The following is a 12,425-nucleotide window of genomic DNA, read 5'->3' as shown; positions in this document are numbered from 1 at the left end:
GCGGGGTTTTTTTGTGTCTTCAAACCAAGGTATTACAGCGCCGACGCCCTTTCCTCAGCCTGATCGGCACCGGCCACGTTACCCCGCGCCCGACGGATATCCGCCAGCAACAACCACCCTGCCCGCTGCATACGCAGATCACTGCCTGCCACCGACAAGCCTTTGAGAGCAAACTGCTCGGCCGTACCGAGCTGATCGCTGACCACGTAGGCCTGGGACAGTTTGAAGTACACCGCCGCGGAACGCGGTGATATCCGCTGCGCCCGCTCCAGTCGGCCAATGGCCGCTGGCACATTTCCCTGGGCCAGCAAGGCATCCGCTTCCCGCACCAGGCTCAATGCCGCCGGTGACAGCTGCTCTCCGGCGTCCCGATAGCTGGGAGAAGAACTCTGCGGCGCTGACTCAACGGGCGCGCTCACCTCCGGCTCCGGCTGCTCGCTCTTGCGCCAGACCGGCGCACTATCAGTGTTCGTCCCGACGTCTGTTCGCGGAGGCTCCGGCGCATCAGTGGGCTGACCGCCCACGGGCACATAAATCGATTCACCCGGGGCGGTGGCACAGCCGGCCATCACCAGCATTGCTGCGGCCACCGGAACCCATAAACCGTTTCGCATATTCATTGGAACAATCCTTCAAACCAGCCTTTGATTCGTTTCTGGAGCACACCGGAACAGGAAACCTCCTGAGTAGGTTCACTGCCCGCGATAAATGGCATCCGTCGTGCGTTGTCACAGTATTCATTGGTGAGTGCCTGTCGCTGCCCGTTCACCCAGTGGTACCCCACCCCATCCGGCATGACCGGAGCAAAACCATGCTGGGGCACTTGCGCCATGAATCGGGACCAGACCGGCAGCGCGCCACTGGCACCGGTCAGTGATGTCGCGCCATTATCATCGCGCCCCACCCAGGCCACGGCCAGCAGATCCCCGCTGAAGCCGGCAAACCAGGAATCCCGGCCATCGTCCGTGGTGCCGGTTTTGCCGGCCAGAGCCAGTTCCTCGGGCACGTTGTAATAGGCCGAACGGCCGGTACCCTCGCGCATGGTTTCCTGCATGGCGTACTGAACCAGATGCACAGCCGCCGGGTCAGCCACCTGATCCACCGCCAGATTGTACCGGCTGAGCGGCGCATTCTGGGCATCGGTCACCTCGCGGATGGTACGCAGTGGCGTATTGAACCCCGACGTTGCCAGCCCCTGATACATCTGGGCAACGGTCACCGGACTCATGGAAACAGCCCCCAGCAGCATCGAGGGGTACTCGGGAATGTCAGAGCTCACGCCAAACTTCTGCAGGGTGTCCCGCACTTCGCCCACCCCAATATCGAGCCCGACCCGAACGGCGGGCAGATTGTAGGAGCGCGACAGCGCCTCGTGCAAAGGCACGGGGCCACGCTCCTCACCGTCGTAGTTTTTCGGCTCCCAGCGCCGCCCGTCATTGAACTCAAGGGCAAAGGCCTTGTCCTGAACCGGCGTGATCAATGTGTAGCGCTCCGGGTATTCCAGAGCAGCAAGGTAGATAAAGGGCTTGATCAACGAGCCAACTAACCGATTCGCGTCCAGTGCCCGATTGAAACCGGCAAATTGGGGATCGCGGCCACCCACCAGCGCCAGCACTTCCCCGCTGTCCTTGGCGGTCACCACCAGCGCGGCCTCCAGTTCGCTGGCATTTGCCAGCCGGGGCACCGTATCGGTTACCGAATACTCGGCCGCGTACTGGATGGCGGGATTAAGCGTGGTGAAAATCCGAAGCCCTTCGCTGCGCAGGTCCTCTTCGCGATAATCCCGCGCCAGATGCCGGCGCACCAGATCAATGTAGGCCGGATAACGGTTTTCGGAATAGGATGGCCGTTCACTGACACCGAGCGGCATACCCCGCGCCCGCGCCGCGGTCACCGAATCAATCAGTGCCGCATCTTCCATCTCCGAAATCACCAGGTTGCGACGCTCGGTCGCCCGCTCGGGATGGCGCCGTGGATTGTAATAACTCGGCCCCTTGACCATGCCGACCAGCAACGCCAGCTGGTGTATCTGAAGATCTTTCAGGGGCTCACCGAAGAAGAACTGACTGGCCAGACCGAAACCGTTAATACTGCGGGTGCCGGCCTGCCCCAGATACACCTCATTGAGGTAGGTTTCGAGGATATCGTCCTTGTCGTAATGCATTTCCAGCAGGACCGACATCAGAGCCTCATTGCCCTTGCGCAGCAAGGTCTGCTCCCGGGTCAGGTAGAAGTTCTTCACCAGCTGCTGGGTCAGGGTGCTGCCACCCTGAACGATGCGACCGGCCCGGATATTGGCCAGCATGGCCCGGGCAATCGACAGGGGCGCAACGCCAAAGTGCTGGTAAAAATTTCGGTCCTCAATGGTGAGCAAGGTTTGCGTCAATAACTCCGGCACATCTTCCAGCTGGACGAGAATCCGGTCTTCTTTGTGGGCCGGGTAAATACCACCAATCTGAGCCGGCTCCAGACGCACAATCGGCGACGACTCGCCGCGCAGCACGGAAAAATTCTCTATTCGGTCCCGGTAGATGCTCAGTGCCAGCTGGCGCCTGGGCTCGGCACCATCAGGGAAGGCAAAGCCGCGGGTGCTGATAACGAACCGGCCACCGTTACGGCGGTAACTCCCGGGCTTGGTCCCATCACCTTTGCGAAAGCCAGCCAGTGCCAGTTCCCGCTCCAGGGCCCCGGCACTGATGCCGGCGCCGTCGTAGAGTTCCAATGGGCGCGCGTAGACCCGCGAAGGAATCTCAAACCGGCGCCCCTCGAAACGGGACGTCACCACCGCATCGAGGTAGACCATCCAGCAGGCCAGCAAAACCGCGCCGAAAATGACAAATCGAAAGAACGTACGCCAGAACCAGGGACGACGCTGGTTTTTTGCCGTTTTTTTCGGGGATTTACGCTTCTTGCCTGAGGGAGAGTTCGATTTTTTCATGGCCGGCATTATACCGAATGGTATTGAGACGAAGGCAGGCCAAGTATGTGTTATTTCTGTAAACCGGCAGCTATCATTAGACCTATAACAACGACACAAGCTCAGGGAAAGTGAGGTAAACACAGTGAGCGATGCATCCCCAGACACACTGATTCAGACACTGCAAAACCCCGAACTGTTCGACCACGCGGTGAGCGATTTCCGGGTGATCGAAACGCATATCTCACAGGTTCTCCTGACCGGCGATTACGCCTACAAGATCAAAAAGCCCATGGATTTCGGGTTCCTGAACTTCTCTACCCTGGAGCGTCGCAAGCATTTTTGCGAGGAAGAACTTCGACTCAACCGGCGTCTGGCCGAACCTCTGTATCTGGAAGTCCTGCCCATTACCGGCACGCCCGAGAACCCGGTCATTGGCGGTAGCGGTGAAGCATTCGAGTACGCCATCAAGATGCGGCAGTTTGACCAAAACCAACTGCTCGATCGGCTACAGGAACAAGGCCAGCTGGCACCGGAGCTCCTGACCGATCTGGCCCGGCAGGTCGCCGAGTTCCACGAACAGATCCCGAGGGTTGCGGCGGACAAGCCACTGGGTACACCGGAAGCCGTTTTCGCAGCCATGCAGGAAAACTTCGACCAGATCCGCCCCATGATCGAAGACAAGGACCTGCTCAACCAGCTCGACAATCTGGAGGACTGGACCCGGATCACCTTCGAACACCATCGCGATCAACTTGCCGAGCGCCGACAAAACGGCCTGATCCGCGAATGCCACGGCGACCTCCACCTCGCCAACATTACCCTGTTCGAGGACAAGGTCACCGTTTTCGACTGCATTGAGTTCAACGAGCCTTTTCGCTGGATTGACGTGATTAACGATCTGGCGTTCTTGTTGATGGATCTTGAGTCCCGCAATGAATATGCCCTCGCGAGCCGGGTCCTCAACACGTACCTGGAATACCGCGACGACTTTGACGCCTTGCCACTGCTTCCGCTGTACAAGGCCTACCGGGCAATGGTGCGGGCCAAAATCGCCCTGTTCACCATGGCGAACCCGTCACTGAGCGACGACGACAAAGCCGGACTGATGCAGCGTTACCGCGACTATGCCCAGCTGGCCGAGGAATACAGCGTGATTCCCACGCCCTATCTGCTGGCCAGCACCGGTTTATCCGCCAGCGGGAAGTCTCTGGTCTGTGCCACCATGGCCGGCGAACTGGGCCTGATTCGGCTGCGCTCTGACGTTGAACGCAAGCGCTTACACGGACTGGGTCCGCTGGAGGACAGCAAGTCCAGCGTTGGGGACAACCTGTACACCAAAGAGGCGACTGAAAAGACCTACCAGCGACTGGTCGGTATCGCGCGGAGCCTTCTGGCAGCTGGCGTACCGGTGGTGATTGATGCCGCTAACCTTAAGCAACGGGAGCGCACGCTGTTTGCCGACTTGGCCGAAGAGCAGGCCGTTCCCTTCGCCCTGCTGCATTGCGAGGCGCCCGAGGAGCTGCGCCGGGAATGGATCCGCAAGCGCTATAACGACGCCTCCGAGGCCACAGAAGACCTGCTGGACGATCAGAAAACCTGGTACGAACCGCTGACCGCCGAAGAGTGCAGCCATACCATCCATTTGCATACGGAACAGGAGCATGTGGCGGAGGCGGTTGCCGACCGGATCCGCCAGCACTTTGGCTTCGCTGCACATTGATCATGTCACCAGCAAGCCAGAACCTTATGGGCAGGGATGCATGAACAACACGGTAAAGAGCCCCTGGCAGACCGTGTGCAAGCTGAGCGAACTTCCGCCCGGCCTGTTTCTGGAATTCCGCATCCACCAGCCGGACCGCGATCCGGATACCATACCGCTAACCGGGTTTGCCTTCCTGCAGGATGGCAATCCGGCGGCTTACGTTAACCAATGCCCCCACCTGGGCGTCGAATTGAACTGGATGCCCGGTCGGTTCATGGACACCGACAACCTGTTCATACAGTGTTCCACCCACGGCGCCTTGTTCAAACCGGGCACCGGGGAATGCATCACAGGGCCCTGCCAGGGCGAGTACCTGACGGCCCTGGATGTGCGTGTCGAGGAAGGCCAGGTACAGATCAGGTTTCCAGACTGACCGGCACCGATTCGGTGAGCGCCAGACTGCCCGATGGTTCGCCCCCCTCCCCGGCCAACTCGGCCCGGTAAGCAAGCACTTCCACACCGGCCGCCACCGCTTCCCGCAATAGCGCCCCGTAGGCCGGATCGATATGGTCTGCGGGCTGAACCACCTCCACCCCGGTGTGATTGACCACGAACAGCAGGACGGCCCGATCACCCTGCGCCGCCTGCCCGATCAGCTCCCGAAGATGCTTTTGGCCCCGAACGGTTACCGCGTCGGGGAAGTAGCCCTGCCCAGCATCCGCAAGCGTGACATTCTTGACCTCCACCCAGGCATCGGGCTTATGCGCGTGACCCGACAGGTACAGATCGATCCGGCTATTCTCTGCGCCGTATTTGACCTCGGACCGGCACGATGGGTAACCGGTTAATTCCGCAATGGTTCCGGCCTGCACCGCCGCTTTGGCCTGGGCGTTGGCCCGGCCGGTGTTAATGCACGCCAGTTGACCGGGTGCAACTTCCACCAGTTCCCAGGTGTATTTGAGCTTGCGCTTGGGGTTATCGCTACCGGTCAGCCATACCCGGGCGTTGTCCGGCTGACAGCCCAACATAGACCCGGTATTCGGGCAATGGGCCGTCACCTCAGTGCCATCGGGTAACCGGACATCCGCCAAAAACCGCTTGTAGCGACGCAATAAGTGCCCCTGGATCAGGGGATCTGAAAACTTCATGTGACCTCCGTACAAAAGTCGTCACGACAACGCTGGCACCCCCGTGACTAATCTGCTATTTTCCGCAAATTCCTGTTTCAGGACGACCACTTCGCCCAACTTGCAGCTAACACGTGACAGTGGCTGCATCCAGGGCAGGCAGGGCGTTCTTGAGAAGTACAAACAAGAGGCCGGCTCGATGGCAAATACAGCAGAACAACAACGCGAGAGTTTCACCAACTTCACCCCTTACGAAATGAAGAAGGGTGAAGAGTACATGAGTGACGACATGCTTCAGCACTTCAAGGGCCTGCTGCTTCAGTGGAAGCAGGAGCTCATGGAAGAAGTTGATCGCACCATGCACCACATGCAGGAAGACGCGGCAAATTACGCGGATCCGAGCGACCGCGCAACCCAGGAAGAGGAATTCAGCCTGGAACTGCGCACCCGGGATCGTGAGCGCAAACTGATCAAGAAGATCGATCAGACCATCGATCGCATCGACAAGGATGATTACGGCTTCTGTGATCAGTGCGGCGTAGAAATCGGCATTCGCCGCCTGGAAGCGCGCCCTACCGCCACCCTGTGCATTGACTGCAAAACCCTGGCCGAAATCCGGGAAAAGCAGACCGGTATCTAAGCCGTCATTCATCCGTCAGCAGCCGGCATGGCTACCCCCAAGCCGCCGGCTGATTGCCCATGACTACCCCACGCTATCGCGGCCGCTTCGCGCCATCACCCACAGGCCCACTGCATTTCGGCTCACTGGTGACCGCCCTGGCCAGCTATCTTGAGGCACGGGCCCACCAGGGTGACTGGCTGGTGCGCATTGAAGACCTGGACCCACTCCGGGAACCGCCGGAAGCCACCGATCAGATCCTTGCCAGCCTGGAGGCTCACGGCCTGATTGCGGACGAACCGATCCGCTTCCAGTCCCGCCGGCACCCAGCTTATCAGTCCGCCATTGAGCAACTGCTCGCTTCAGGCCATGCGTACCGCTGCGCCTGTTCCCGCAAGCAACTGAAAGCCAACGACGGCCGGCATCCCGCTCATTGCCGTGACACGACGGCGGTGCCCAGGCACATCCGCCACGCCATCCGCTTCAAGCTGGAAGATGAATCCAGCCATTGGCAAGATCAACTGTTGGGCCCGCAGCGACAAACCGTCAACGCTGAACTGGACGATCCGGTGCTGCTTCGCAAGGAAGGTTTTTTCGCCTACCAGCTCGCGGTGGTGGTCGATGACATCGACCAGGGCATTAGCGATGTCGTGCGCGGTTCGGACCTGCTGGACATGACAGCCCAGCAACAGCAGATCTATCGCGCACTCGGCGCCCAGCCTCCCGCGTGGCTTCACATCCCGGTGATTCTCAACGAGCAGGGCCAGAAACTCAGCAAACAGACCCACGCCCCCGCTCTGGATAACAATCGCGCCGCCGGCAATCTTGCCGAGGCCCTGCAGGCGCTGGGGCAAAACCCGCCGGGGCACCTCGCCGCCGCTGGTGTTGACGCGGTCCTGGAATGGGCCATGTCCCACTGGCGCAGAAGGGCCATTCACCTGACATCGGGCTAAGTGCATGGTATAACCCGGTTTTACCATTCACCCCGGATAGCGAGTCCGATGTACATTTACCGCCTGGTCTTCCTGCTGGTGCTGGCCATCTACATCTTTTCACCGAACATTCTGGATTGGTGGACCGAGCCGGGAAACGCCTGGTACACGCCCTATGTAATCTGGGCGGTGCTGATTGCCATCGGATTCTGGCTGGAGTGGCGGCGGGATCCTAATGAGTTTTAGCGCACCCACTCTGCTTTCAGCCAGCCTGATCTATCTTCTCCTGCTGTTTGGCATTGCCTGGATCACAGAGCGCGGCGCCTTGCCGCGCCACTGGGTCCGCCATCCGCTGGTCTACACCCTCAGCCTGGGTGTCTACGCCGGCATCTGGGCGGTGTACGCCGCCGTCGGCGTGGCTGCGGATACCGGCTACGGCTTTCTGGCCTATTACCTGGGTATCAGCGGGGCGTTTCTGCTTGCCCCGGTTTTGCTGAATCCGGTAATGCGAATCGGACGGGCCTATCAGCTCACGTCGCTGGCGGATCTGTTCGCCTACCGATACCGCAGCCAGTGGGCTGGCACCCTGGTCACCCTGTGCTCGGGCTCCGCCATTCTTGCCCTGTTGAGTATGCAGATTCAGGCGGTGAGCACCTCGGCGTCGATCCTGGCGCCAGAGACCCCCACCAACGTCATCAGCCTGATGTTCAGTATCACCGTGGTGCTGTTTGCCATGCTGTTCGGAACCCGGCGGGATCAGGCCTCGGAAAACCACCAGGGGCTGGTACTGGCCATCGCCTTTGACTCGCTGGTTAAACTGGTTGCCCTGCTGGCTCTCGGGGGCGTAGTCCTGTTCGGTGTGTTTGGCGGAATGGACGGGCTTGACCAGTGGCTGACCGATCACCAGTCACCCGCGACGACCATGACGCTCAGCATCGACGACGGCAGCTGGCGCGCCCTGATGCTGATGGCCTTTGCCGGGGCGCTGGTACTGCCCCACATGTACCATATGACGTTCAGCGAGAACCCGTCGCCCCGTGCACTGGCCAAGGCCAGCTGGGGGCTCCCGCTTTACCTGCTGCTGCTGGGCTTGCCAGTGCCGCTGATTCTGTGGGGCGGCCAGGCGCTGGAGGTAACTGTCCCGCCAAGCTTCTACGTACTCGGCATCGCTCAGGCGATCGACAGCCCGGCTCTCACCCTGCTGATGTACATCGCTGGCCTCTCAGCCGCCAGCGGATTGATGATTGTCAGCACCCTGGCGCTGGCGGGAATGGTCTTGAACCACATCATCCTGCCGCTGAAAACGCCACGGGAACAGGGCGACATCTATCGCTGGCTGCGCTGGGTAAGGCGCCTGCTCATCGCCATGATCATTTTCCTGGCGCTGTTGTTCCACCAGACCCTGGGCAAACACCTTGACCTGTCGATTCTCGGCATCCTGTCACTGTCTGGCATGCTGCAATTGCTGCCGGGAGCTCTGGGGGTCATCTACTGGCCCGAAGGCAATCGCCGGGGCCTGATTGCCGGCCTGATGCTGGGGCTTGCCATCTGGATCGTGACCCTGGTCCTGCCCTTCTCACACACCACCAACCTGCTGGTGCTTCTGGATGCACCACTGGTTCCCGATGACTCCAACTGGTACATCTTCACTTTCATCAGCCTGACCGCCAACGTGGCGCTGTTTGCCGTGGTGTCCATTCTCAGCGGCAGCACCGGCGAGGAAACCAGCGCCGCCCAGGCGTGCTCGGTCGGCGCCCTGTCCCGACCCCAGCGGCGCGAACTGCTGGCCACCTCGTCGGCGGATTTCGCGCGCCAGCTTTCCGAGCCGCTCGGGTTCGGCGTCGCCAAGCGGGAAGTCGAGCGGGCCCTTGCCCAGCTGAAACTGCCGGAAATCGAATATCGTCCGTACCAGCTCAGGCGCCTCAGAGACCAGATTGAGGTCAACCTGTCCGGCCTGCTCGGGCCCACCGTGGCCAGGGACATGGTGAAACGCTATCTCGGCTTCAAACCCATGGCCCGGGGTGGCACTGCCCAGGACATCCGGTATGTCGAACGGGCGCTGGGAGAATACCAGAACCGCCTGACCGGACTGGCCGGCGAGCTGGACAACCTGCGTCGCCACTACCGGCAAACCCTGCAGAATCTTCCGATTCCCGCCTGCTCCGTGGGCGAGGACGGCGAGATCCTGATGTGGAACCACACCATGGAAGCGCTGACCGGGATTTCCGCCGACGATGTGGTGGGCGCCAAGCTCATGACCCTGCCGGAGCACTGGCACCTTCTGCTGGATGACTTCAATCGCGGCGAGGACCTGCACCGCTACAAGCACCGCCTTGATCTGCAGGGCAAACCACACTGGCTGAACCTGCATAAAGCAGCCCTGAGCGGCCCGGACCACCCGGAAGGCGGCAGCATCATCCTGGTTGAAGACCAGACTGAAACCCGGTTACTCGAGGATGAGTTGATGCACAGCGAGCGGCTGGCATCGGTCGGCCGGCTGGCGGCGGGCGTGGCTCACGAAATTGGCAATCCGGTAACCGGAATTTCCTCCCTGGCCCAGAATCTGAAGCTGGAGACCGACAATCCGGATATTCTGGATACCGCCAATCAGATACAGCAGCAAACCCGGCGGATTTCGACCATCCTGCAATCCCTGATGAATTTCGCCCGCACCGGCAACCACGCACAGGCCAACCGCTACGAGCCAGTCGCCATCCGCCGCTGCGTGGATGAGTCCATCAATCTGCTGTCCCTGAGTGACAAAGACGGCCACATACGTTACATCAACGAACTGCCTGCAGAGCTTCGGGTGCAGGGCGATGAACAGCGTCTGGTGCAGGTATTCGTCAACCTTTTGGCCAACGCAAGAGACGCATCACCGGAGGGCGGCACGGTTTGGGTCAGTGGAAACGGCGACGGCTACTCCGCTATCATCGAGGTTGTCGATCAGGGCTCAGGTATTCCCGAGGATCAGCTGGACCATATTTTCGAGCCTTTCTACACCACCAAGGCTCCCAATAAGGGCACCGGGCTGGGCCTTTCGCTGGTGTACAGCATCATCGAAGAGCACTATGGCAACATACAGGTTGAAAGCCCCGCTGATAAGGAATCGGGCCGGGGCACCTGCGTGCGGCTCAGACTGCCAGCGTATGAATCGACCCCCGAGCACCACACGATCAGCCAGAACGAAAGGTCTTGACTCCAACTATGCCGCGCATCCTGATAGTAGAAGATGAAGACATCATTCGCTCTGCGGTTCGAAAACTGCTGCAGCATGCTGGCTACGAAGTATCGGATGCCAGCTCGGTGGAAGAGGCAGAAACCCTGGAACCCGATCAGTTTGACCTGATCATTTCCGATCTCCGTCTGCCGGGCGCCGCAGGCACCGAACTGATCAACCTTGCGCCCGACACCCCCGTGCTGATCATGACCAGTTACGCCAGCCTGCGCTCGGCGGTGGACTCCATGAAGATGGGCGCGGTGGAATACATCGCCAAGCCGTTCGACCATGACGAAATGCTGGCGGCGGTTGAAAACATCCTAGCCCGCAACCCGGCCGGCGCAGATCAGCCACAGAAGCCGTCAGACTCCGGTAGCGGCGAACAGCCCGACCCGGCCAGCATCATGTTCGGGCAATGCGAGCCCATGCAACGGGTGTTCACACTGATCCGTAAAGTCGCCCCCACGGAAACGACGGTGCTGATTCAGGGCGAATCGGGAACCGGGAAGGAACTGGCGGCCAGGGCCCTGCACCTGCTGAGCCCCCGGGCTGCCAAACCCCTGATTTCAGTCAACTGCGCCGCAATCCCCGAAAGCCTGATCGAATCGGAACTGTTCGGCCATGAGAAAGGAGCCTTCACCGGCGCCGTGTCCGCCCGCACCGGCTTGATCGAGGCCGCAGACGGCGGCAGCCTCTTCCTCGACGAAATCGGCGAATTACCGGCCGAAGCCCAGGCCAGGCTTTTGCGCGTGCTTCAGGAAGGGGAAATTCGCAAAGTCGGCTCGACCCAGAGTCGCAAGGTCAACGTGCGGATGATTGCGGCTACGCACCGCAATCTGAAAGCGATGACCGCAACGGGCGAATTCCGGGAAGACCTGTACTACCGACTGAACGTCATGCAGGTCCGCATTCCACCGCTAAGAGATCGCAAAGGCGACATCCTCGGCCTGGCCAGACGCTTCTTGCAGCAGCAGGCCGAGAAGATGGGCAAGCCCAATCTGAGCCTGAGCCCACAAGCCATGCAGGCGATGGAGCGTCATCGCTGGCCAGGAAACGTCAGGGAACTGGAGAACGCCATCGAACGCGCGACCATTCTTTGCGAGGGCGACATCATCACGCCGGACTTACTGGACCTCGAACTGGAAGCCGGAGACGAGCACATCCCTGAAAGTCTGGTCGCTGGCAACAATGAACAAAGCCGTGCTCCCGATGCAGATTCTGGCAGCGACCTATCGCTCGAAGACTACTTCCAGCATTTTGTCCTTGAAAATCAGGATCGCATGAGCGAGACCGAGTTGGCCCAGAAGCTCGGCATCAGCCGGAAATCGCTTTGGGAGCGGCGTCAGCGCCTTGGCATCCCCCGGAAAAAAACCTCCGGTAGCTGAAGCGCTTCAAAAGACGACGGCTCGCGAAACCGTGAACCGACGCTCATTTGTTACCTCATTGTTCCCCACGGTAACACCCAGGCTGACCCAAAACGCGAAACCGGTAACACATGGTGGCAGAACCAGGTAACACCACCCCTCCCCAAAAACCTATGTTACTGTTATTAAAGAAGTTAAAAAAACTGGCACGCACCCTGCAGACTCTAGAGCGCACAACAACAAAAACAAGATCGTGAGTGCGGCGCCTCAACAAAAACAAAAAGCCGCCAGAAAAGCGTTCAGCAACAAAAACAACAATAGAACGCAAGCGAACTGAGTGTTTTGGGTACTTGGCTTTTTAGTGATCCCACAGCATGTGCGGGTTGTAGATGTAGAGAAGAATCGCCGGAAAGGCGGCACTGCAGCTACCACGGACTCGCTCGATGTTTCTGATCACTCTGTGTATTCAAAGCTTTCCGTTTGCACTCCTGTATCTCCACTTTGGAGATCAGCATAAGGGGTAAAAAAAGAATAATCCCGC

The 12,425-nt window shown here is 59.8% G+C and carries 10 protein-coding genes; 7 read left to right on the top strand and 3 right to left on the bottom strand.

The genetic code is table 11. From position 1 onward, the window contains the following. Positions 1 to 32 precede the first annotated feature (32 nt). Complete coding sequence (locus tag LPB19_RS06050) at positions 33 to 620, bottom strand: hypothetical protein (RefSeq protein WP_206645196.1); 588 nt, start codon at positions 618 to 620, stop codon at positions 33 to 35. After that, complete coding sequence (gene mrcB / locus LPB19_RS06045) at positions 617 to 2,938, bottom strand: penicillin-binding protein 1B (RefSeq protein WP_206645195.1); 2,322 nt, start codon at positions 2,936 to 2,938, stop codon at positions 617 to 619. The genes LPB19_RS06050 and mrcB overlap by 4 nt, the downstream gene beginning before the upstream one ends. Positions 2,939 to 3,062: 124 nt before the next feature. Between mrcB and LPB19_RS06040 the strand changes: the two genes are divergently transcribed. Continuing rightward, the gene (locus LPB19_RS06040; RefSeq protein WP_206645194.1) at positions 3,063 to 4,640 is read left to right on the top strand and encodes a bifunctional aminoglycoside phosphotransferase/ATP-binding protein; all 1,578 of its coding nucleotides are present in this window, start codon (positions 3,063 to 3,065) and stop codon (positions 4,638 to 4,640) included. Between the two features lie 40 nt (positions 4,641 to 4,680). Further along, positions 4,681 to 5,055 (top strand): Rieske (2Fe-2S) protein, encoded by a 375-nt coding sequence (locus LPB19_RS06035; protein WP_206645193.1) that lies wholly within the window; start codon positions 4,681 to 4,683, stop codon positions 5,053 to 5,055. Here LPB19_RS06035 and sfsA read toward each other — a convergent pair. Continuing rightward, positions 5,039 to 5,770, bottom strand: coding sequence for a DNA/RNA nuclease SfsA (sfsA, locus tag LPB19_RS06030; protein WP_206645192.1), 732 nt, complete (start codon positions 5,768 to 5,770; stop codon positions 5,039 to 5,041). The genes LPB19_RS06035 and sfsA overlap by 17 nt on opposite strands. Before the next feature lie 178 nt (positions 5,771 to 5,948). On the opposite strand from sfsA, the gene dksA reads away from it, so the two are divergent. Genes dksA through LPB19_RS06005 form a run of 5 tightly spaced genes read left to right on the top strand, consistent with a single transcriptional unit; the run spans position 5,949 to position 11,905 of the window. Then, positions 5,949 to 6,389 (top strand): RNA polymerase-binding protein DksA, encoded by a 441-nt coding sequence (dksA, locus tag LPB19_RS06025; RefSeq protein ID WP_206645191.1) that lies wholly within the window; start codon positions 5,949 to 5,951, stop codon positions 6,387 to 6,389. Positions 6,390 to 6,448: 59 nt separating this feature from the next. Further along, positions 6,449 to 7,321 carry a tRNA glutamyl-Q(34) synthetase GluQRS gene (gene gluQRS / locus LPB19_RS06020; RefSeq protein WP_206645190.1) on the top strand — a complete coding sequence of 291 codons (873 nt, stop codon included), beginning with the start codon at positions 6,449 to 6,451 and terminating at the stop codon, positions 7,319 to 7,321. A gap of 48 nt (positions 7,322 to 7,369) precedes the next feature. Beyond that, the gene (locus LPB19_RS06015) at positions 7,370 to 7,546 is read left to right on the top strand and encodes a hypothetical protein (protein ID WP_206645189.1); all 177 of its coding nucleotides are present in this window, start codon (positions 7,370 to 7,372) and stop codon (positions 7,544 to 7,546) included. Beyond that, on the top strand, positions 7,536 to 10,499 hold the full coding sequence (locus LPB19_RS06010) for an ATP-binding protein (protein WP_323127906.1): 2,964 nt from the start codon (positions 7,536 to 7,538) through the stop codon (positions 10,497 to 10,499). Before LPB19_RS06015 ends, LPB19_RS06010 begins: the two co-directional genes overlap by 11 nt. An 8-nt stretch (positions 10,500 to 10,507) precedes the next feature. Next, positions 10,508 to 11,905 carry a sigma-54-dependent transcriptional regulator gene (locus LPB19_RS06005; protein WP_206645707.1) on the top strand — a complete coding sequence of 466 codons (1,398 nt, stop codon included), beginning with the start codon at positions 10,508 to 10,510 and terminating at the stop codon, positions 11,903 to 11,905. Positions 11,906 to 12,425 lie beyond the last annotated feature (520 nt).

The sequence above is a fragment of the Marinobacter salinisoli genome (assembly GCF_017301335.1).
GTDB lineage: Bacteria > Pseudomonadota > Gammaproteobacteria > Pseudomonadales > Oleiphilaceae > Marinobacter > Marinobacter salinisoli.
Note: the sequence above shows the minus strand (reverse complement) of the source record. Positions and strands in the feature narration are given on the sequence as shown.

Excerpts from the sequence above, each read along its gene's own strand:
- LPB19_RS06050 (WP_206645196.1), bottom strand. The coding sequence starts at position 620 with ATGAATATGCGAAACGGTTTATGGGTTCCGGTGGCCGCAGCAATGCTG.
- mrcB (WP_206645195.1), bottom strand. The coding sequence starts at position 2,938 with ATGAAAAAATCGAACTCTCCCTCAGGCAAGAAGCGTAAATCCCCGAAA.
- LPB19_RS06015 (WP_206645189.1), top strand. The coding sequence starts at position 7,370 with ATGTACATTTACCGCCTGGTCTTCCTGCTGGTGCTGGCCATCTACATC.
- LPB19_RS06010 (WP_323127906.1), top strand. The coding sequence starts at position 7,536 with ATGAGTTTTAGCGCACCCACTCTGCTTTCAGCCAGCCTGATCTATCTT.
- LPB19_RS06005 (WP_206645707.1), top strand. The coding sequence starts at position 10,508 with ATGCCGCGCATCCTGATAGTAGAAGATGAAGACATCATTCGCTCTGCG.
- LPB19_RS06035 (WP_206645193.1), top strand. The coding sequence starts at position 4,681 with ATGAACAACACGGTAAAGAGCCCCTGGCAGACCGTGTGCAAGCTGAGC.
- dksA (WP_206645191.1), top strand. The coding sequence starts at position 5,949 with ATGGCAAATACAGCAGAACAACAACGCGAGAGTTTCACCAACTTCACC.
- gluQRS (WP_206645190.1), top strand. The coding sequence starts at position 6,449 with ATGACTACCCCACGCTATCGCGGCCGCTTCGCGCCATCACCCACAGGC.
- sfsA (WP_206645192.1), bottom strand. The coding sequence starts at position 5,770 with ATGAAGTTTTCAGATCCCCTGATCCAGGGGCACTTATTGCGTCGCTAC.